Raw genomic sequence first — 20,602 nt, forward strand, 5'->3', positions numbered from 1 at the left:
CAGGGCGCGGCTACGATTCGGCCCAACGCCTGTGGCCAACCGCCATGACTCAAAAATAATAAGAAGGCCCGCCACGACTTTGTCGTGGGCGGGCCTTTTTGTTTCGGGGTGAAAAAAGAGTGCATTAGCGCCGTTTCAGCCGTTCGACACAGCGCGTTTCAACCCGTAATAAGGAAAACAAAATGTTGAACAAGCGGATCAGTCTGATCGCATTGGGGATGTTGAGCGCCACTCAGGCCATGGCTAACGACCAGGCAGAGTCCAAGGGTTTTGTTGAAGACAGCAGCCTCAAAGTGCTGCTGCGCAATGCCTATATCAATCGTGACTATAAAGACGGCAACAAGGACAAATCCGAGTGGGGCCAGGCGGCCATCGGTACGTTCTCGTCCGGTTTCACCCAGGGCACCGTCGGTGTCGGTGTGGACGCATTCGGTCTGTACGCCCTGAACCTGGAGCGCAGCGAAGATCGCAGCGGCGCCCAAGGTATCGACTTCTTCAAGAAGGGCGATAGCGGCCACCCGGCCAATGACCTGTCCAAGGGCGGCGCAGCGGTGAAATTCCGCCTGTCCAACACCACCCTGACTTACGGTGACCAGATGCCGGCCCTGCCGGTGCTGAACTACGACAACTCGCGTCTGCTGCCGGAAAGCTACACCGGTACCTTGATCACTTCCAAAGAGATCAAAGGTCTGCAACTGGATGCCGGTCGTTTCACTGCCGAATCGCGCAAAAGCGCTGAAGGCCGTGACAGCGGTGGTCTGAAGTCGATCAACGTGTTGGGCGGTAGCTACCAGTTCACTGAACAGTTCAAGGCTGCGCTGTACGCTTCCGACGTCGAAGACGTGCTGAAGAAGCAATACGTGAACGCCAACTACGTGTTCCCGATCGACAAGGATCAGTCCCTGACCCTGGACTTCAACGGTTACCGCACCAAGCTGGACAACTCCTATGTCCGCGAAAACGGTGTGACCGGCGACGACAACAAGATCTGGAGCCTGGCAGCGACCTTCGCTACCGGCCCGCACTCGTTCACCGTGGCGCACCAGCGTTCCACCGGCGACAGCAACCTGGGTTACGCCTATGGCGGCTACCAGAAAGGTCAGGGTCGCGTGGGTGACGGTGGCAACACCATCTACCTGGCCAACTCCTACTGGTCGGACTTCAACGCTGAAGACGAGCGCAGCTGGCAGTTGGGCTACGGCCTGGACTTCGGCGCATTCGGCGTACCGGGTCTGAGCTACAACTTCGCTTATGTGCGTGGCGACAACATCACCACGTCCACCAGCGAAGGCGGCACCGAGCGCGAAATCTTCAACCAGTTCAAGTACGTCGTGCAAAGTGGCCCGGCCAAAGACCTGAGCGTGAAACTGCGCAGCTCGATCCTGCGTGTTTCGCAGAAATCCAGCGAATACAACGTCAGCGGCAACGAGCTGCGTGTGTTCGTGGATTACCCGATCAACATCTTCTGATGATCGGTTAAGGCTGCGAAACGCCATAAAAAACCCCGACTGGTTCGGGGTTTTTTTTTGACGTTTTTTGAAAAAAAAGCATAAAAACCCGTGTTTTTGTCATTTGAAACGCACTTTGAAGGCGTTTCAAATCGCGTTTCAAACAGGGCTTTAAATGCCTGAAATTCTTTCTCATGGACGCAAATTCTCCACCTAATAGATTAGGCCGCTCAATGCAGCGGAGAATTTGGTAATGATCGTTTTAACCAGAGAAGTGGGCGAATCGCTACGGCGTGACAAGTACGCCAATGTGCAGGGTGCTGACTTCAATCTCTACGGTCATTTCGCCGACTTCGTCAGACTGACCAAAAGTTGGGAAAACATGGAGCCTGACAGTTACTACGGTCAGGCCGAAGCCGGCATGCGTTACCGTCGTTACAGCGACTTTGAGTACAACCCCAAGACACGCGAACTGAAGCAACTGGAACATCGCGCGTACGTGCAGTCCAAGGAAAACAATGCTTACGTGGGCGGCGTTGTACGGCACTTCCAGGACTTCTCTGATGAAGTCATCAGTTCGCCGGTGATGCGCAGCCTGATCGACACCGATTTCGAAGTGTACAAAAGCGTGTTGCCGGAAGAGCTGCACGATGAAATCTGGCAATGCCAGATCCATCAGATCCGCATCGAGATCAAACCCGGCAAACAACTGGAAATCACGCCGGAAGGCATTCATTGCGACGGTTACCCGTTCAGCGGTGTGCACTTCTGGGGCCGCAACAATGTCGAGGGCGCCGAAAGCCGTCTGTACGACATTCACGAGCAGCAACTGGCGTCGACCACTTACCTGGAAATCCTCGACACCACTTACTTCCTCGACCGCGACATGCGCCACTACGTGACACCGGCACGCAATACCCACTCCCATGCCATGGCGTACCGGCAGATTCTGGCGATTTCCTTCTCGCGGCCCGGGACCGCTTTCGACATTGTTCGCTAATCAGATCACTCAAATTGACGGCGTCGAATGCTCGACGCCGGTGGTGCTGCGGCGCGCGACGGCCAAGGATGCGCAGCGCATGGAGCGCTTCTTCCGCCAGTTCGACGAAGTGTCGTTCTGCGAATGGCAGGACGCCAAATGCCTGCGCGGCGTGCTGATCCAGAAGACCACCACGGCGTATCTGGCCTTCGATGTCGAAGGCGAGATCGTCGGCGCGGTGCTGGGCGGCATGCTGGGCAGTCGCGGCACGATCAACCATCTGGCGGTCAGCGCGCGCTATCGCAGCCAGGGCGTCGGCCAGCGGCTGGTGGAAGCGGCGTCGGCCGACATGAAACGAGTCGGTGTGCTGCGGATGTTCCTGTTCGTCGATGATGCTAACCTCGCGGGCAAGCGTTTCTGGACTGCCCAGGGTTTTTGCGAACCACACGGCGAGCGGACATTTGAGAGGGATCTATGAATGAAACATCCGGCAGTGCGCCGCTGATGGTCGACCGTCAGCCGTCGCGCACTTTTGCCGAAGCCAGCCCGGTGGTGGCCGGTTATTTCACCGTGTCGTTCGTGTTCGGGCTGATGGCGGTCAACGCCGGGCTGCCGCTGTGGCTGCCGGTGGCCATGTGTCTGTTCGTGTATGCCGGGGCTTCGCAATTCGCGGCGCTGGCGCTGATCAGCAGCGGGGCGTCACTGACCACCATCGTGCTGACCACGTTTCTGATCAATGCGCGGCACATGCTGATGTCGGTGTACATGGCGAAGGCCCTGCGGGCGCTGGGCCTGAGCCGCATGGAGCGTTGGTGCTACGCCGGTGGCCTGACCGATGAATCGTTCGCCTTCCACAGCGTCAAGCTCGGCACCGGGGTGCCGGTGAACATCCGTTATCTGATCGGCTTCAACCTGTTCTGCCACACCTCCTGGGTGATCGGCGGATTGCTCGGCGCCCTGTGCGCGCAGTACGCGTCGCATCTGATCAAATACCAGCTCGACTATGCGCTGACCGCGATGATGCTCTACGTGCTGGTCTCGCTGTGCAACACCCGCAACAAACTCATCGCCGCACTGGCCGCTGTGGTCTGCATGGGCGCACTGAGCCTGGTCGGCAGCTCGCCATTCAACGTTTTCATCGCCACGTTTGTGGGCTGCGGAGTGGGTGTATGCCTGACCAAACGTTCCTGATTCTGGTGGTCGCGCTGATGATGGCCGTGACCTTCCTGCCGCGTGCCTTGCCGTTGCAGGTCAACACCGAGCACTGGCCGCCCTTCATCGCCCGGGCGCTGGAATACCTGCCGGTGGCGATCGTCGCTGCGATCAGCCTGACTCCCTTGTTGATCAAGGATCAGCACATACAGCTCGATCGCCCGGAATTCTATGCAGCGATTCCGACGCTGTTATGTGCGTATTTCAGCAAAAACCTCTTTCTCAGTGTGGCGGTTGGGACGGCTGCGTACATTGCGCTCGGCTCGTTCATGTAGCGGCAAATCGACCACATCGTTCAACGCCTGGCCGGACAGATCCGGGTTGTTCACCGCCAGGCGCACTTCGAGGAAATCCTCGAACCCGGGGAAAATCGTCAGACCGTTCTTCTGTGCGGCCTCGCGGGAGACCATGCCGACCGCGTCCATCTGCGTGATGAGCGACAGGGTCAGCGTTTCGCTACAGGAATAAATCGTCCGCTGACTGTTCTCGTGATTACCCAGCCCGGCGTCGAGAAAACGCAAAAAGCTGTGGGAATACGGACAATCCTCTGCCGGACGCACCTGAAACTTGTTGCCGAGCAACGTCAGCGGATCGTTTTCCTGACCGCAATGCGCGCCGACCACTTGCACCTGCACTTCAGGCAGGACAATGCTCGGCAAACCCGGACGCTGCGGGCCGATCAACACCGCGAGGTCGAAGTCCTCGTTCTTCAGCTTGCTGAGGTTTTCCATCGACTCGGCGTAGCTGAATTCCATCTGGTAGTCGGGAAACACGTCGATCAGGCGTCCGATCAATCGTCGGTTGAAGTCCGGGTCCAGCGTGGTGTTCAACGCCACTTTCAACGTGCGCTGTCCCGGCACCTTCAATGCTTCGACTTTCTCTTCCATCTGCCGCGTGGCAATCAGCACTCTGTCCATATAGGGCGTCAGCTCCGTGCCTTGCGGCGTCAGCGTCAGCCCTTTGTTGGAACGGCGAAACAAGCGGAAACCGAACTGTTCTTCGACCTTGTTCAACTGTGCGGCCAGGGCCTGCACAGTCAGGCACGAATGCTCGGCTGCGGCCGACAACGAGCCGGTCTGCACGATGCGCATGAGGTTGCGTAAGGTTCTGCTATCCATGGGTAATGCCCTCTGAAGTGGGCTGGGTATTGTTGTGTACGTGACGGCCTGAACGGCTCCATTTGCCGGCTATATTCCTGCACCTGAGCATAGTTGTCGCGCAATTAGTAGCGAATTGATGTCCCTGCCGATGGCTGGAGGCTGACACAGGATCGGGGTTTTTGGTGACGCTGGGGTGATTGGGGTCAAAAAAAGTGCACGGTTTGGGTGCGTTTCCGGGGTTTTTCAAAGGGAAACGACTGACACGAATGGGGGCTTTCGCCCGCAAATTTTACGGATAGGTCTCAGAGATCACTGCGAATGAGCTGATATCGGACGCGGTCTTTTGCTCAAATTCAGGCCTGGTTGTGACAAGTTATTCATTACACCACCTCACAAATGAAGTACCCCACCCCTACTTTTTCCCCTCCCGGCACACGCCTAAATTGAGCTCCAACACCTGACCATCATCCCGAGGCCAGGTCACTGGAGTAATCGTCATGCCATTTGTCAGCGTACGCATCACCCGCGACGGTGTTACCCGTGAGCAGAAAGCTCAGGTGATCGCCGAAATCACGGAAACCCTGGAACGCGTCCTCAACAAACGCCCGGACCTGACCCACATCGTGATCGAAGAAGTCGACACCGATAACTGGGGCTACGCCGGTATCACCACCACCGAATACCGCCGACAACTGGCGGAACGGGGCCAGTCATGACCCCGACTGTGACCATCGATTTCATCTCCGACGTGGTGTGCCCCTGGTGCGCGCTCGGGGCGACAGCGCTGGAGCAGGCGATCGGCAATCTGGCCGGCGAGGTTTCGGTGGAGCTGACCTACAAACCCTTCGAACTGAACCCGGACATGCCCGCTGAAGGCGAACCGGCGGTGCAGCACTTGATGCGCAAATACGGCCGCACCGCCGAAGACGTTGCTGCCGGCAAGAAGATGCAGATCGAACGCGGCAAGGCCATCGGTTTCAAGTTCGACTTGGAGAAACGTACGCACTTCCACAACACCTTCGATGCCCATCGATTGCTGATGTGGGCGGCGCAGGAAGGGCGGCAGATTGCGCTGAAGAAGATCCTGCTGCGGGCTTATTTCCGCGACGGCGACAACCCGAACGACCACCCGACACTAATACGTCTGGCGAGCGAAGCAGGACTGGATGCAGCGAGGGCCCGCAAGGTGCTGACCAACGACGAATTCGCCAGCGAAGTGCGGCAACTGCAGGCGTTCTACCGGCAGCACGGGATCAATTCGGTGCCCGCGCTGATCCTGAACGGCAAGCACCTGGTGTCTGGTTCGCAATCGGTCGAGTACTACGAACAAATGCTGAAACAACTGGCTGCGGCCTGATTCAACACTTACTTATTGATTGAGGATTTCATCATGAGCCATTCGAAAAAAACCGTCGTCATCACTGGCGCCTCCCAAGGTCTGGGCGAAGGCATGGTCAAGGCCTTCCGTGAACTGGGCTACAACATCGTCGCCACCTCGCGCTCGATCAAACCGTCGAACGACCCGCAGATCCTGACCATCGCCGGCGATATCGGCGACCCGGTCACCGCTCAACGCGTGATCAGCGAAGGCGTGGCACGCTTTGGCTGCATCGACACCCTGGTCAACAACGCCGGCATCTTCGTCGCCAAACCGTTCACCGCCTACACCCCGGAAGACTACGCCGCAGTGCTGTCGGTCAACCTAAACGGCTTCTTCTACATCACCCAACTGGCCATTGCCGAAATGGAAAAACAGGGCAAGGGCCACGTGGTCAACATCACCACCAGCCTGACCGACCACGCGGTCGACGGCGTGCCCTCGGTTCTCGCCTCACTGACCAAGGGCGGCCTAAACGCCGCCACCAAATCCCTGGCCATCGAATACGCCAAACGCGGGATCCGGGTGAACGCGGTGTCGCCTGGCATCATCAAGACGCCGATGCATGGCGAGGAAACCCACGCGGCACTGGGGGCTCTGCACCCGGTTGGGCACATGGGCGAGGTCGACGATATCGCGCAGGCCGTGGTGTATCTGGATAACGCGGCGTTTGTGACCGGTGAGATTCTGCATGTGGATGGCGGGCAGAGCGCCGGGCACTGACCGTTGGTGTGTCGATCGGGCGCAGTTGATTGACCTGATGCGGCTGGCCGAGGCTTCGGTCAGCTGCATCCATACAAAATTGTGAACGATAGGTTCAAGCCGCAAAGGGGCTTGTTTTGCTTTTAGCCTGTCAATGAAACCAGGATTGCAGAATCAATCTGATACCGAATGGATCGTTGAAATTCGGCTCAATCATTTTGATCTTTTTTGTTGATCAGCTTCGTTCCTCGTCCCACTCGCAGCGCTTTCGAGACCACATTACGAAGGCTGTTGTCCACAATACCCAGCAGGCGACGACCCGTTTCTTCCGGGCGGCCACTGAACGACGTTACGTGAAAGTATTCGTGATCATCCGGCGAAGTTGCCGAGAAGTAATAGTTGGAAACACAGCACCGAGGCATTTCGGCGCGAACACCGCTCACGGAGTGCCAGGAGTATTTGTTGGTTTCCATCACCACCAGGCGATTGCACTTGGACACGATCGTTTTCTGCTGCTTGACCTTCGGATCCCACAGCTCAAAGTTGCCGCCATTTTCAAGCACCCAGTCGGGCGACACGTAATAGAGCAGATTCAGGCGGCGGTACAGGTTGCGCGTGCCATCGTGGCTGTTGTCGATGTGAGGGTTCAGAAAGTCGCCTTGGAACATCATCGACAGACCGCCGGCGTACAGGCTTGGGTCCGGCACGACATCGTCCATCCCGACCAGTTGTGCAACCTTGGCCACAACAGATTCGTGCTGCATTGCGTAGGTCACGGCGCTCAGGATCTGCGGATAGTCGGAGAGATTGGTCAGCGTCTTTTTCTTCTCCCGGAACGACTGGCGGTCAAAGAACCCATCAGCATTACGCGGGAACGCCTCATAAATCGCCTCGGCCATTTCGTCCGTGAGCAGGTCGTCAACGAAGAAGTGGCGAGTGTGGGTGCCCTCGGGATTGTTCCACTGTCTCTGAATGTCAGTGCCCATTTCGTCAAGCCGATTGACGATAAGCGCAGCGATTTGTGTGACTTCCATTTGAGATCCTTGGCCTGGTGGCATTTGAGCGACCAACATTCTCCCCGAAACGGATCGTCGTATTCAAACGGAAGCAGTTATTTTGGGAATGGTGACAGATCTATTTTTAGCACGCTCATCTGATACGGAGGGGTAATGTTGAGCGTGGGAGGGAAGCTCACTGGAAATAAATCTGTCCCCATTTTTCAATGAGAGGAAGCGTGATGTTCGAATATGCGTTGGAAATCCACGAAGAGCCGGGCAGTGCCTGGTTGTCCTGCGCAGAAATTCCAGAGATGCACGCCGCTGGCGACACCCTAGAGGAAGTGCTCGATGGCGCCATTGAGGTTATGGAAACAGCCTTCTCAATCTACGTTGATGATCGGCGGTTGATTCCGACAGGTGATGCGGAGGAACAGGACGGTGACGCTGTTTTGCGTCTGCCTGCGTTGACTGCCGCGAAGGTTGCGCTGTGGAATACGCTTCTGGAGTCTGGAATGAGCAAAGCGGAGTTGGCACGCCGTTTGGGTGTGCAACGGCCTCAGGTAGATCGGTTAGTCGATTTCCTTCATCACTCCAAGATCGAGAGTGTCGAGCGTGCGTTGCAGCAGCTTGGGCGGTGGATTTTGCTTTCCGTTGAGGCCGCGTAGGTTCAACAACCGAATGATGGAGAAAAGCCCCCGACAGCGAAAACTGTCGGGGGCTTTTTCATTTGGGGCGGAAAACCAAACCCCAGAAACAACGAAGCCCCTGCATTTCTGCAGGGGCTTCGTTTTGTATGGTGCCGGCACCAGACGAACGGTATGTTTCGGGGAGGCTAGGTTTTCCGGGCGCATGGATTTTGGTGGAAAACTCGGCGTACCCCAACCAGTAACTATAAATACATCAGCTAGTTGTGGCCTTAAGTGGAATCGAATCCGGATTCAGCAGCTATCGGGACACTTGTACAATTTGTACGCAATTCGTTCAACGTCGGCTATGTGAGTCAAGTTTTCCAACTGCTATGGCGTCTGAGGCTTCACCGGCTTCCCATGAGGGGGGGGCTTCTGCCCCGAGAGGGCCAAATCTCTGGGTGACCGCCTTCCTCGCTAATGAAGGACGTGTCGCTACACTTGTTCGAGTGCCGAACGTCACTTGGAGTAGTGGTGGCCTTATGCCTTTCATGACTAACACTCAGTATTTTCATACGTTATGCCGTCAAAAAAAGGCACGGCGGGCATATGACGGAGGCTCAGATCAAGGAAGCGATCTCGAAGGAATTTCTTCGAATCCTCGCTAACGGGCACGGATATAAGGTTACGGAGCCCTCGCTTGACCATGGAGTGGACATGGTTGTCTGCCCTGTTCAGTGCGACACACTCCCCAAGGAGGGATGCGTTACCTTGACTCCCCTACAAGCCAGATTTTCAGCTCAAGGCAACCACATCTGCTGGAGTCACGGACGATGGCGATCAGATCAGGTTTGATCTCGAATCCAAGACCTATAATGATCTCGTCGCCAGACGTCCTCAGTTTTTAACCATGCACCTAATTCTTGTAGTGTTCGATTCAGCCCCACCGGACTGTATAGCCATAGACGAGTTCCAATTGTCAGTTGCTGGAAGTGCATACTGGTACCTACCAGATGAGGGGGTTAATGAGACCGAGAACGCGCACCAAATTAGGATTTCGATTCCGAAGGCCAATCGTCTTGGGCTCGGTTTCGTCCGATCTTGCTACGAGCAGCTGGGGATAGAGGTATGAGTCATAGATCTGAAGACCTGTCTATCCTCGCCGAAAAGCTCCAGACTTTTCTCACCGCCTCAGGATGGGTAGAAGGGCGTCAAACCAAGGGACTTCGTTTTTTTTATCCGCCGGCTGCCCTTGGGATCGAGGGGAAGTACTCCATCGCGCTACCCGATGACTCATTCAAGCCTGGTGTAGATAGTCTTTTGCAGGCCGCTGCTGACTCTCTATTGGATTTGTATGGTTACAGTCGCTTCGGCGAAATGGTTGAGAGCGCCGTTTCAAATGCAGATTCAAGTCCTGCTCGTATCTCATCACGATTCGTGGATTCGTCTACTCGCTGGGGTGCGATGCCGCTTTTGGCGTTTGGGGAATTTTTGACTCATATGGGAGCAGGGTTATATGAAAGCGTCAAATTTAAGCTGGGTGGGGATCATAACTATAATCGAGTAACAGCCAGTACTTTCGCAAACGAATGCCTTTTACTTCAAACAAAAGTCGGTAGTTTCATTGCTAACATCGAGGTGCCAAGAACAACGCTCCGGCAAGCCGATTTGTTCGGGTATGAGGTGATTGACTCGAATAAAGTTTGTTCGTCATTATTTTCGGCTATTGAATGATCGAGTACTCAGCGATACACAGTCTTTATACACCGAAGAGTCAATGGCGGACGCCATTTCACTGCTTGATGTGGAACTGTTGGAAGACTTGCCGAAGATGATTTTAGGGCCTGGTATGGATACCATTGAGTTTTCTCTAGAAACAGGAGCCTCTATACGGACCTCTGCTGCCGGTTGGATTGCCGAAGATAAGATTACACGATTAAGGGACTATGTCGCCTTTATTAAGGAGTACTTCCGTGGGGAACATAATATAACGGTGACTGGCTCCATAGTCGAGCTCCGCTCGTGCGACCCTGAAGGTAATAGGAACTATATCCGAGTAGTCGCAGACTTCCAGAGGGAACGAACTTTTATGGCTGCGATATTGACTAATGTACAGTATCAACGTGCTGTAGATGCCTACCGTACCAAGCGATCGGTGACCATTCGCGGTAACGGAATGCGATTGACAACTCAGATTCCTATTGCAAACGTAGCTTATTTTACTGCATGGCGCTGTTTCGCTGAGGCAGTCAATAAAAAGACTGCTTGTGCTGACTTCAAAAAATTAGCCACAAACCGTCAGGCGTTATGCCTCTGGTAATCTATTCATAGTTAGTCATTAAATATAAAATGTTTTATTTGGTGAAATAAATGCCTATACCAGTGAATACGCAATTGGCGGCGCTGCCGGCGATGCTTCCAGCGATGATCGCGGCGTACAACATACCAAACTCACGTACTGCTAATTACAATATTACATATGAAAGCTTTATTGTTGGCAGAACACAAGGGATTGCTACCCATGGAAGCCTCGCAAACTGGATTAAAAATGGGAACGCCGCTGCGGAAATTCATAATCTATTGACCGCCTTTGGTATGAGCGCACAACGCTCGGTTCTCGTCGCTCTTCCGGTGCTACATGGGGTTCTAAATGGACTTCCTGCTGGAATCCTAAACTGGATACAAAATTTCTCACTTCCATTGCCAACATCGCCTTGCACCATTATCAACTCCTCGACGCATTCTAATTTATCACTGGAGTTGCAAGAGCTCTTTAACGTTTTGGCCGCACCGGGCTCAGTGACCTTGAGCGGCGGTTTTGTTGCTGCAAGCAAGACATTACATTGCTTGTTTCCAGATTTGGCCCCGATGATTGATGGGAGACACTCTGGGCTCTCGTATTTTCACATATCCCGATCTACATATTTACCTCCACTCGGTTTGCGCACGTGGGATCAATGGAATGGCACTTTGCCTCGTGGCATACCAAATCCAAGTCCGCGGGGAGCCGGACGCACAAATTGGGACTCTGCAAGATTCGTTGCGGCTATAGGTATAAATCAGCATATTTATGAGATTTGGCTAAGTAACAACCATAATCAAAATCTGTGGGATTTTTTGGCACTAGACTCTACGCGTGGGACGACCGGAATACCACGTATCGTGGACAAATTACTGTGGTAACGGGCTAACTATTTATTGCAGATGAGTTCTACGTAGAATCGGTGGTAAAGCTTGTTGCCGGTCATTAGCGAAAGACTTTTTTGGGAGGTCTGATTCGTTTCGCGCAGGCCGCAGCGGTTCGACCGTTCGCCAGCGGTAAAATTAATCTCACAGGGTTGGCCAACTAAATAACAAAAGCAACAAGGCGGGATTATCTTGGCCTTGTTGCTACTAAAATAGTCGCTTTTTTTTAATACCCTCGACGAATCTTCGTCTTGAGTTCCGAGTGAAATTTATCAGCGTTGCTCTTGTTTATTTTGTGGAGTGATTCGCTGCCCACGATCGATTCAAGGCTTATCGAGCGTTCGGAGATGAGTTCGCTTTTATAGGATTCGATGAATAAGTCGATATCTGTGGCCTTGGTCATTTTTGGCCACTTTTCAAGGTACTCGGGAAGCTCAGTTCCTCCAGTTTTGAAGGAGCAGATTCGTCGATTGCTGATTGTAGCCTCACCAATTTCAAATGGCACCCACCACGACAGTGCGGTTCTCTCCGAAACGACGGCGAGCAAATGTGTGCATTGGGTGATGTTACGGGTAATAACAGCTGTGATGTCTTCGGTGGATTGAGATTCAGCATCCAATACGTCTAAGTAGGTATTGATGTTTGCTTTTTTCAGTCGACTGTTTATTTCTATGGCTTGGTCACGGTCGGTGTGGCGGTAACTGATAAATACAGGCATCAGAAATGTCCTTTGATTGCAAGTTCTCGGTAATAGGCTCCTAGGGCAGTGAGACGACAGCCGGTGGAGTTGATTGCGGCGTAATACATGTGGTCAGCGTTCACTGGCTCTATCAAGCTGTGGCGATTACATTTTTGCAACTGAGCGAAGACGTCGCCTTTGTCGGAGTTGAACACTGCGGTTTCAGTAGGTTCGTAACTAGGGTCTAAGGGGAACTCAAAGCTTGCATCGGGAAACCAGTCGGGTAGTTTGCGCAGTATTTCCTCGGAAATTAGAGGTGCGACTTCTCGCAACGCAATAAATTGCGATACGTTGGTTTTGAAGACGGGCCGCTGTTCCCATGCTCCAAGTGCATTGTCGACAAACGAGTAGACGCTGCCAGGCGTGACCTTGCCGAGAACGTTAGCAGCTCCCCCGTGTAAAGCCTGCAGAAGTAGGCCGGTGAATACGCCATGGCTGTTTTTCTCCAGCGCAGGCTCTGTTTTTTTGCAGGCTGTGAGGATAGTCACTCCTTCGCTCAACATGCTAGCTCCGCCCCTTAGAGCGCGACTATCTCCTGCACCACCGGCCTCGCAACAGTCCAGTATGATTATTTTGTTTTCAATCTGCGTGGCATCATGTGCCCATTTCAAAATGTCGCTGACTCGTAGGCCGTCACCTCCCATTTTGTAGTCCTGCGGTATAAGCATCCCCTCATCAATATCCGTATCAAACTGACCATGCCCGGCGAAATACAATAACGCGACATCGCATTTTCCAGAAAATAGACTACGAATATTGTCTTTGAGTAACGTCAGACTCACGTCCTCTTCAGCCGAGGTCAAAATTTTATTGCTGAAATTTGGTCGCCCACTGGAATGACGCTCCAGTACAGAAGCCATCGCCATAGCATCGTTGTTACAGCCACTGAGTTTGGAAACATGGCTGTAGTTGTTTATTCCGACAAACAAGCCTTTGCGCATAGCTCACCCTCCTTGTGCGTACAAATTGAATCTAAAGTAACCTAAGCTATCGACAGCTTGTTAAAGGTCGCTTTACAAACCTAGAAACAGCTTCTCTTAGAAGAAGGTTTATTTTGCGAGATTAGTGCCAAATGGTATTAAGATGTTGGATGCTTCATCAAAGTCGCTAGTAATGGTTAGCTGTGACTTTGGGATCATCATCTGCGTGGTAATCATTTTTACTAGGCTGTCGTATCTGATTGGGTGAGCGGTAATATCTTCGTAGCTTTTGTTGAAAGTGAGATTAATGATATTGGTCCCTTCGAAAAAAATCCCAGTGATCAGTTGCTCGCCTGAGTCGAGCTGCTTCGATTTAATGTCGATGCTGATCTGTCTGGGCTTTCCAGGTATGACATAAAATCGATTTTGGTACGTAATTAGCACATCTGATATAAGCTCAAAGCTAGAGGCAAGGGACTCAATTTTTCGCAACTCAAAAAGCTGATCGAACTTTGATGTCTTAAATGTTTCTCTGATCTCACCTTTTGAATTGAAAAACACTTCAAATAGCATGCCGTCCAATATGGATTTTCTGTTTTTCTGGGAAAGCTCCGAAGTTTTGTTATTGAAATCAATTATGTAATTGATTGCGTCGTTCGCCGAGCCACATGCGGCTTGATAGATATTTCTGCCCAAAACGAACAGCGTGTTTATATCCGATGATTCAAGCCTTTCCTTCGTGAGCTTAGCAATGGCAGGATTTTGAGTATACCAATTCCTGGATTTTAAGTCGCGAATACATTCAGCAATTAGTGTTCCAGCCTGAGGAGTGAACGTTGAGTCCGCGATAGCTGCTGCGCTATAGATTGTAAGTCGTCGCCCAGCGCTAATGTTAAAGAAAAAATCACCAGAAAGAGAAGTGTGCTCCCATGATGTCTGTTTGTTGGTCGTGGTGACGCTTAGCGTATTTCGAACTCGTTTGAAAAGATCTTCAACGGAAATGTCTAGGGTGTTGATGTGCTTAAGGAGCGCCTCGGTGTAACTTCCATTACGATTTGGACCGTCTGCGGCCACTTCGCCTGGCGACGTGGCAAATGCGATCAGCGTTCCTTTCGGAGTATATACCGAGGCCAGCCCAGACAATTCAGGCCCACGATTCCAAGCTCGCACAAAAGGGTTGTTGCGACATGCATCCAAAATTATCAAATTTGTTGGATTTGAACAGTCATCCATAACTTCGATAAGCCGATTCAAAGCAAACGATGTGTGTTTTACTGAAATTTCATCCGAAAAATTTGTATCGGTAGTAATTAGGTAGTTTTCGCCTTTTATTTGAATGCCGTGACCTGCAAAATAAAATAGCCCTACATCATTACTATTAAGATTGTCCTTGAAATTTTGTATAGATCTATCTATATCTTCAGCTGTGCAATCAGTCTTTAATATTACTGAAAAATCCAGAGTTTCAAGTGCTGAGGCCATATCGATGGCGTCATGCGTAGCGTTAGCTAAAGCTCCACCGTTAGGGTAGTTTGAAATTCCAATTACAAGTGCCGTCAAACGCCGTTTCATCCAGATTCTTCCTTGATTGGGTGGAGCCGTTCTGCGAGATGCTACTATTTTGATATCATTATGTGCAATGAATTGATAGGCTCATCCGCTTCACGTGTTCGCGGTCTTGGCCCTGCGGCACCGAGCAACGAACGCCCGTGCGCCGCGTTCCCAGCACCTTGCTCGGACTCAGTACTTTCACATGCTGATCACCACGAAGCGTGGCCATGGTTCGGTCCACACTGGACAACCGGTTTTGAGCGGTGGCAATGGTGAGCTCACCTTGTTCAACTTGCTGGCGTAGATGTCCGGCGTAATCCAGCAAAGTCTGCCGATCAATCTGCCGCGCATCGTTAAACCCCGGCCCATCTTCCGAGTGACACCAGCGTACAAATGCCTGCCAGCGATCACTGTGCGCTTTGACTGTGCCGTAATGCCTTCCGCCAAATAGATCTCGCAATGCCTGTGGCCCGGCATAACTCAACTGCCGGCCATAGCCAAAATTTCGCCCGTCTCGTCTACCGACCAATGCCATGATCGAACTCCTCTCGAAGCAAACTCTTAAAACTTTCCCCACGTCATCCCGCCAAGAATGTTGAGTGTTATCAGGGATCAAGGCCCCTGCGACCTGTGAGGGTTGTCCACTAACACCGGACTGGCGGCTCCTTACGACCGGGAGCTTGGGCATAATTCGCGGGCAATGGTGACAGATCTATTTTTTAGACACGGTCATCTGATACAGAGAGGCATGTTGAGCGTGAGTGGGAAGCTGTAAGCGCGACCTGTTGCCGAGAAAACCTTGCACCTTGATTATGTGTTGAGTGCCGGTTATGGGCAGGCGCTGAAAATGATCCTTCCCAGGCCAAGAAGGGCTGAAGCTACAGTTTGTGTTTATCGATCTGCATCAGACAAACGTGCATTACTCACTTGTACGGCAGGGCCGTATAGTGCCGCCCATGTATACCATTATCGAAACCGAAATTTTCTAGCGCTATGTTGACGGTATCTGGGCCGATGGTGAGCGGCATGAATTCATAAACTGGCTTGCTGCAAAGCGCTGGCCGGTGACGTCGTGCCGGGTAGCGGAGGCCTGCGCAAGGTTCGCTGGTCTCGTAGCGGCATGGGCAAGCGAGGTGGTACACGTGTCATTTATTACAACACGCTTTCCGAAGGCTCAATCTGGTTGCTGATTGCCTACACCAAGGCCAAATTCGACAACCTGCCTGCAGCCTTTCTTAAGCAACTGAAGGAGGAAATCAGCGATGGTCAATGAACTGGAGCAATTCCAGCAGGACTTGCTGGACTCTGTCCGCCAAATGAAGGCGGGAAAAGCCGCTCGTGTGACAGAGGTGCCACTCTCGGCGGCTGCTGAAGCGCGGGCCAAGATGGGCGTTTCGCAGAGTGCGTTCGCCAAATTGATCGGTGTAAGTTTGCGGACGTTACAGGATTGGGAGCAAGGTCGCAGGCAGCCAACAGGTGCGGCACAGACACTATTGCGTGTTGCGAGCCAGCATCCGGAAGCGTTGCGGGATTTGCAGCCAGCCTGAGGTGCGATCGTCCATGGAATCTTCCGATTAGAATCGGCTCGCGGTTGCCGATAATCGGAGATGTGGACGAAATGTGGACATTCCAGAAACAACAAAGCCCCTGCATTTCTGCAGAGGCTTTGTTTTGTATGGTGCCGGCACCAGGAATCGAACCCGGGAGCTACTGATTACAAGCCGTTTGCTCTGAGGCTTCGTCCCGCTTCATCGAATCTCACAAGTTTTGCTCTGTCTAGTGTTTACATGGTCTGTAGCCAGTTTTGTGTCTTTCTATGTTTCACCTGTTAGCGTACCTTTGCATGAGAAACGGGGAACGGATGGGGAAAACGGGGAAAGAATGGCTAAGCGTACGCGAATGACCGAGATGGAAGCCTATGCGGTAAAGACTCGTCAGTCGGAGCCGGTCGGCTCTCGCGGAAAGGGGACTTTGCTGCTCGAGCGTAAAGCTTCCGGAGCGATTCAGGCCTACTACCGGGAACGCACCTCGGATAGCGACAAGCGGCTGCCTCTCGGGACGCTGGCGAAGAAGCCGCGTGTGGGTACAGACGAGCAAAGCTTGGATGGCATTCGCGCGCAGGCGATGCGCATTTCAGTTGAGGTCGCAGTTGCGGGCGGTATAGCGAAGTACTTGGAGAGCATATCTGAACAGCAGGCCGCGGCCGCGGCTAGTCGAGAAGCTGCGGCTGCAATTGAGGAAGCGGACCGGCTCGAGCGTCTACGCTTGGCGGAAATTGAGGCCTCCCGCGGAAGCTTTCACGATCTGTTTCAAGACTACATTGAATCCCGTCGGATCAAGGCAACACCAGGCGTCGTGAAGGAGTTAGAGCGTCTTCTCAAGACCAACATGCAGGAGCCTCACCCGGAGGTGATGAGGATGAAGGCTCGGGATATTAGGGCTGATCATATCCTCACCATCCTCAATCCGATTTGGGAGCGTGGCTCCAAAGTGCAGGCGGATCGTATGCGTTCGTTCTTGGTTGCGGCATTCAATCATGGGCTCACGGCGGAGAGCGTGGTCGGCCGCTCCAATGCGAAAATTTATAGTCTCGAAATCAACCCGGCAGCAATGGTAAAGGTCGATAAAGTCTCGGCTCCTGTCGAACGTTCATTATCTGACGCTGAGTTGAAGCGATTCTGGGATACGGTTGAGAGTACGGCCGGTATCGGTCCGGTTATGGGGCTGCTATTTAAATTTGTCATTTCGACTGGCGGCCAGCGTATCAAGAATCTGATCGAAACCACTTGGGCTGACTATGATCTGGACGCCGGTACGGTGCTATTAATCCACCGCAAGGGAAGAGGAGGTCAGACCATGAGTCGGCCGCACCTCGTCCCGCTATCTGGCCGGGCCATTACCATCATGCGCCAAGTGCGGGAAATCAATGGTGACCATTCCTGGCCCTGGACGACACATGGTAAACAGCCCTTCGTAATTAGCAGTCCTACTCATGCAGTAGCAGACTGGCTTGATTCCAAGCATTCCCTAATCGATGGTGTGAAGATCCCTGCATTCTCTCCAAGGGACCTGCGCCGGACCTGCACACAGCTTATGCAAAAGCACGGTGTTGACGATCGGTTGTCGGATCTCCTTCAGGCTCATGGCCAGACAGGTGTTGTATCTCGGCACTACCGAAACAATCCTGAAGCGGCGCTGCCAGAGAAGCGTCGAGCAATCGAGCTATTCGACCAAGCATTGGCTAAAACGTTAGGAGAATCCAAAGGCGTCGGGAATGTACTTTCGATCTCGCGTCGGAAAAAGAAATCTAACTCAATGTCCTGATGGCCCTACGACTGAAAGCCTTTTAGGCGGGATCAGCAGCCTGAGCCATCGTCAAAAGCGGCAGCTCAACGTCCAAATCGCTGCCAGTGAAGCTATAGGACACCACCGTCAGTCCTCCGCCCATTCCCCAGAATACGCGGGGTGCAGCGATTTTCCGTTCCATAACTCTGGCTTAAAAGGCGCAGAAACTACGTATAAGTGGGAATAACAGCAAATAAGCGCAAATAAACAGGAAAACTGTTCATAACAGAGCTGAGCACACTTTAAGTGTAAGTTTCCACTTTGAGTGGAAGTCCAGTCCGCACACTTCAGTGTCACCCTCTATCAAGGTCGCGACACGTTTTCGTAATTCTCAAAACGTGTCGCGGCTGGTTAAACATTAGCGAAACTATGTATAAAAATTCTCAGCTACGAAAGGCGCATGATTTGTGCTAGGGACTATTGAGGGCCTCATCAGTCCCCATGAAGCCCCCGTGATTAGGGCATTTCGCCCTAATCCGACGAACGGTGCCTTCTTGCTTTTTGCCTTCTCATGAGTGCTCATGGGGGCTTATGAGTGCTGGTGGGACGCAGCGGTACAGTAAGTTTCGGCCAGAAAATGTCCGGGGATAAGAAGTTATGCAAAGTATGCAAAGGAGATTCAAAAAAAACAGGTTCTTTTTTTTGAAAAGCGCCGCTACCATGCGAACACGCCTACAGCGTTCTGTCGATGTATGAGACACCTTGAAAGTTGATTGTCTGGTGTTTGCTGACAGGATCGCTGACAGTTGGAATTGCAGACAAAGAAAAGCCCCTGGTCTTCGACCTCCAGGGGCTGCTCGAGAAAGGACGTTGTAGCGTCCTCTGCATACCAGCTAGGCCAGCACACAACCCCGAGGGGAGAAGCGTTTGAGACGGCTTCAATGGCTCTACCAGTTTACGGTTTACCGTAAAAGGTAAAGCTCGGGCGGACTGTAGTACCGGAGGGAATAATACGCTACTGGTTTCTTAACCAGTGGTACTGTTTCCGATGACTTGCCATCTTTTGACCTGTTCGCAGGTACTGGTGGTCTACAGATCGATCCTCTCGGTTTTTCCAGTCTTTGGAGATACCGCAAATGGCACAAACCGCCACCCGCATTACCGATGTTCCTAACCTCCCGATCCCCGGAGCACGTGCTACCGCAGCGCAGCTTTGCGCCAAGTACCAGGTCAGCCGCGCTACTTGGTGGCGCTGGTCCAAGACTCCCGGTTTTCCCGCCCCGATTCGCTTCGGTCGCTCCGTCCGTTGGGAGCCTGAGTCTGTGGAATCCTTCCTGCTTAACCAGGAGGCTTAATCCATGATGACCAATCAACTCTGCGCTGGCGCGGGGACAGGTTCGCTTTGCCTGGAAAAAGCAGCTGTATCCCTTTCTGTACCCTTAAACGCATTGGTGCCCAATCGTTTTCTCGTTTGCCGCTCTCAACTCGTCGTTGCCGAAGTTAACGCTGACGATGGGGTGGCCTGACATGGAAAAGATCCTTCCTTCCGAGATGAGTTGCTCAGCGCAAACCAATAACGACACCAGTGGGAGCGCCCAGCGCATGCGCCTCTTGGCGTATCTGAGCCAGCATGGCTCGATTAATACCTTCCAAGCCATCGCGCTACTGAACATTTTGCGCCCGGGGGCGCGCATAGCTGAGTTGCGTGCGCAGGGGCATGGCATCGTTACCCACCTGAGTACGCTGAAGGATGACCACGGTCGCGATCATCAGAAGGTTGCAACCTACTACCTGAGTGCTGGCCCTGTGCAGAAGGTGGCGTCATGACGGCGAAGACCATCAAAACGACTGTTGAGAGTGATACGGGAAATCCCCGCATTATCCTCGCCGAGTATCAGGGCGAACCTCGCGTGGACAGCCGATTGCTTGCCGAGCAGTTGAACAACAAACACAAGAACTCCATCGCGCTGATCGAGCGCTACCTGTTCAAGTTCAAAGAGTTCGGCTTGCTGGCGTTTCAAACGGAGGCAAGACCGGTGGGCCGGCATGGCGGTGGTGATGTTCGGTTTGCCCTGCTCAATGAGGATCAAGCATTCTTCCTGCTGTCGCTGTCACGCAACACGAACCGCGTCGTGGAACTGAAAGCGAGCCTCATCATGGCGTTTCGCGAAGCCCGCTATGGGCACGCCTCACAGACGCTGTTAGCCCGCAGGAACGAAGCCAGCATCAGTGGTCGCCGCCTGGCGCACTGGCGCTATGACAAACCAGGCGTGTACGCCCACGTCGCCCATCTGAGAGAACAACTGAAGCTGCCGATCGACGTGGAGGACTTGCGCCCATGAACGCCTTGCTCATTATCGGGGATGAACAGTCGATAACTTTTCTTGCCAGCAGTCGCACCCGTCGGTATGGTTTGTCTGTCGCTGCAAATTCAGCGACCGACCTTGGCGGGTCGAACAGTAAACGGCGCAACAGCGC

22 protein-coding genes and 3 pseudogenes are annotated in these 20,602 nt (G+C 53.0%); 19 read left to right on the top strand and 6 right to left on the bottom strand.

Features of this window, described 5'->3' with window-relative positions; all coding sequences use genetic code 11:
- Positions 1 to 182: 182 nt before the first annotated feature.
- The 5 genes from IF199_RS01445 to IF199_RS01465 all read left to right on the top strand — a co-directional run bounded on the left by IF199_RS01445 (position 183) and on the right by IF199_RS01465 (position 3,914).
- Positions 183 to 1,469: an OprD family porin gene (locus IF199_RS01445; protein WP_096821931.1), complete on the top strand. Its 1,287-nt coding sequence runs from the start codon at positions 183 to 185 to the stop codon at positions 1,467 to 1,469.
- A gap of 232 nt (positions 1,470 to 1,701) precedes the next feature.
- The gene (locus tag IF199_RS01450; protein ID WP_096821932.1) at positions 1,702 to 2,448 is read left to right on the top strand and encodes a 2OG-Fe dioxygenase family protein; all 747 of its coding nucleotides are present in this window, start codon (positions 1,702 to 1,704) and stop codon (positions 2,446 to 2,448) included.
- Positions 2,449 to 2,527: 79 nt separating this feature from the next.
- Positions 2,528 to 2,905, top strand: coding sequence for a GNAT family N-acetyltransferase (locus tag IF199_RS01455; protein WP_096821986.1), 378 nt, complete (start codon positions 2,528 to 2,530; stop codon positions 2,903 to 2,905).
- A complete protein-coding gene (locus tag IF199_RS01460; RefSeq protein ID WP_192559507.1) occupies positions 2,902 to 3,618 on the top strand; it encodes an AzlC family ABC transporter permease in 717 nt (238 codons plus the stop codon). The genes IF199_RS01455 and IF199_RS01460 overlap by 4 nt, the downstream gene beginning before the upstream one ends.
- A complete protein-coding gene (locus IF199_RS01465) occupies positions 3,597 to 3,914 on the top strand; it encodes an AzlD domain-containing protein (RefSeq protein ID WP_007909127.1) in 318 nt (105 codons plus the stop codon). The genes IF199_RS01460 and IF199_RS01465 overlap by 22 nt, the downstream gene beginning before the upstream one ends.
- On the opposite strand, the gene IF199_RS01470 is transcribed toward IF199_RS01465, so the two are convergent.
- Positions 3,831 to 4,757: a LysR family transcriptional regulator gene (locus tag IF199_RS01470; protein ID WP_085712740.1), complete on the bottom strand. Its 927-nt coding sequence runs from the start codon at positions 4,755 to 4,757 to the stop codon at positions 3,831 to 3,833. The genes IF199_RS01465 and IF199_RS01470 overlap by 84 nt on opposite strands.
- Before the next feature lie 479 nt (positions 4,758 to 5,236).
- Here IF199_RS01470 and IF199_RS01475 point away from each other — a divergent pair, with 479 nt between their 5' ends.
- Genes IF199_RS01475 through IF199_RS01485 form a run of 3 tightly spaced genes read left to right on the top strand, consistent with a single transcriptional unit; the run spans position 5,237 to position 6,840 of the window.
- Positions 5,237 to 5,455: a tautomerase family protein gene (locus tag IF199_RS01475; RefSeq protein WP_007952610.1), complete on the top strand. Its 219-nt coding sequence runs from the start codon at positions 5,237 to 5,239 to the stop codon at positions 5,453 to 5,455.
- Positions 5,452 to 6,096 carry a DsbA family oxidoreductase gene (locus IF199_RS01480; RefSeq protein WP_192559508.1) on the top strand — a complete coding sequence of 215 codons (645 nt, stop codon included), beginning with the start codon at positions 5,452 to 5,454 and terminating at the stop codon, positions 6,094 to 6,096. The genes IF199_RS01475 and IF199_RS01480 overlap by 4 nt, the downstream gene beginning before the upstream one ends.
- Before the next feature lie 33 nt (positions 6,097 to 6,129).
- Positions 6,130 to 6,840: an SDR family NAD(P)-dependent oxidoreductase gene (locus IF199_RS01485; RefSeq protein ID WP_192559509.1), complete on the top strand. Its 711-nt coding sequence runs from the start codon at positions 6,130 to 6,132 to the stop codon at positions 6,838 to 6,840.
- Between the two features lie 188 nt (positions 6,841 to 7,028).
- Here the strand turns inward: IF199_RS01485 and IF199_RS01490 are convergent, their stop codons facing one another.
- Entirely contained in the window at positions 7,029 to 7,853 is an 825-nt protein-coding gene (locus tag IF199_RS01490; protein ID WP_192559510.1) for a 2OG-Fe(II) oxygenase, read from the bottom strand.
- 203 nt (positions 7,854 to 8,056) lie between these two features.
- Between IF199_RS01490 and IF199_RS01495 the strand changes: the two genes are divergently transcribed.
- From IF199_RS01495 to IF199_RS01515, 5 genes and pseudogenes are all read left to right on the top strand, one after another.
- Positions 8,057 to 8,482 (top strand): type II toxin-antitoxin system HicB family antitoxin, encoded by a 426-nt coding sequence (locus tag IF199_RS01495; RefSeq protein WP_192559511.1) that lies wholly within the window; start codon positions 8,057 to 8,059, stop codon positions 8,480 to 8,482.
- A 766-nt stretch (positions 8,483 to 9,248) separates the two neighbouring features.
- Positions 9,249 to 9,575: pseudogene (locus IF199_RS30520) on the top strand (hypothetical protein); the annotation flags it as partial.
- A complete protein-coding gene (locus IF199_RS01505; RefSeq protein ID WP_192559512.1) occupies positions 9,572 to 10,177 on the top strand; it encodes a hypothetical protein in 606 nt (201 codons plus the stop codon). The pseudogene IF199_RS30520 and the gene IF199_RS01505, both read left to right, overlap by 4 nt.
- Before the next feature lie 43 nt (positions 10,178 to 10,220).
- Positions 10,221 to 10,763, top strand: coding sequence for a hypothetical protein (locus IF199_RS01510; RefSeq protein WP_192559513.1), 543 nt, complete (start codon positions 10,221 to 10,223; stop codon positions 10,761 to 10,763).
- A gap of 50 nt (positions 10,764 to 10,813) precedes the next feature.
- Positions 10,814 to 11,626: a hypothetical protein gene (locus IF199_RS01515; protein WP_192559514.1), complete on the top strand. Its 813-nt coding sequence runs from the start codon at positions 10,814 to 10,816 to the stop codon at positions 11,624 to 11,626.
- Between the two features lie 229 nt (positions 11,627 to 11,855).
- On the opposite strand, the gene IF199_RS01520 is transcribed toward IF199_RS01515, so the two are convergent.
- The 4 genes and pseudogenes from IF199_RS01520 to IF199_RS01535 form a co-directional block, all read right to left on the bottom strand.
- Complete coding sequence (locus tag IF199_RS01520; RefSeq protein ID WP_192559515.1) at positions 11,856 to 12,347, bottom strand: toll/interleukin-1 receptor domain-containing protein; 492 nt, start codon at positions 12,345 to 12,347, stop codon at positions 11,856 to 11,858.
- A complete protein-coding gene (locus IF199_RS01525; RefSeq protein WP_192559516.1) occupies positions 12,347 to 13,309 on the bottom strand; it encodes a caspase family protein in 963 nt (320 codons plus the stop codon). Before IF199_RS01525 ends, IF199_RS01520 begins: the two co-directional genes overlap by 1 nt.
- Before the next feature lie 108 nt (positions 13,310 to 13,417).
- Positions 13,418 to 14,860 (bottom strand): caspase family protein, encoded by a 1,443-nt coding sequence (locus IF199_RS01530; RefSeq protein WP_192559517.1) that lies wholly within the window; start codon positions 14,858 to 14,860, stop codon positions 13,418 to 13,420.
- A gap of 82 nt (positions 14,861 to 14,942) precedes the next feature.
- Positions 14,943 to 15,374: pseudogene (locus tag IF199_RS01535) on the bottom strand (integrase domain-containing protein); the annotation flags it as partial.
- A gap of 469 nt (positions 15,375 to 15,843) precedes the next feature.
- Here IF199_RS01535 and IF199_RS30285 point away from each other — a divergent pair.
- The 6 genes and pseudogenes from IF199_RS30285 to IF199_RS01565 all read left to right on the top strand — a co-directional run bounded on the left by IF199_RS30285 (position 15,844) and on the right by IF199_RS01565 (position 20,466).
- Positions 15,844 to 16,112, top strand: a pseudogene (locus IF199_RS30285) (transcriptional regulator).
- Positions 16,102 to 16,386, top strand: coding sequence for a helix-turn-helix domain-containing protein (locus IF199_RS01545; RefSeq protein WP_192559518.1), 285 nt, complete (start codon positions 16,102 to 16,104; stop codon positions 16,384 to 16,386). Before IF199_RS30285 ends, IF199_RS01545 begins: the two are co-directional and overlap by 11 nt.
- Positions 16,387 to 16,738: 352 nt before the next feature.
- Positions 16,739 to 18,163, top strand: a complete 1,425-nt coding sequence (locus tag IF199_RS01550; protein ID WP_192559519.1) for a tyrosine-type recombinase/integrase — start codon at positions 16,739 to 16,741, stop codon at positions 18,161 to 18,163.
- Between the two features lie 1,319 nt (positions 18,164 to 19,482).
- Complete coding sequence (locus IF199_RS01555) at positions 19,483 to 19,650, top strand: hypothetical protein (RefSeq protein ID WP_192559520.1); 168 nt, start codon at positions 19,483 to 19,485, stop codon at positions 19,648 to 19,650.
- A gap of 1 nt (position 19,651) precedes the next feature.
- Positions 19,652 to 19,951, top strand: a complete 300-nt coding sequence (locus IF199_RS01560; protein WP_244142430.1) for a helix-turn-helix domain-containing protein — start codon at positions 19,652 to 19,654, stop codon at positions 19,949 to 19,951.
- Complete coding sequence (locus IF199_RS01565) at positions 19,948 to 20,466, top strand: Rha family transcriptional regulator (RefSeq protein ID WP_192559521.1); 519 nt, start codon at positions 19,948 to 19,950, stop codon at positions 20,464 to 20,466. Before IF199_RS01560 ends, IF199_RS01565 begins: the two co-directional genes overlap by 4 nt.
- The last annotated feature ends 136 nt before the right edge of the window (positions 20,467 to 20,602 follow it).

This window comes from Pseudomonas allokribbensis, assembly GCF_014863605.1.
Taxonomy (GTDB): domain Bacteria; phylum Pseudomonadota; class Gammaproteobacteria; order Pseudomonadales; family Pseudomonadaceae; genus Aquipseudomonas; species Aquipseudomonas allokribbensis.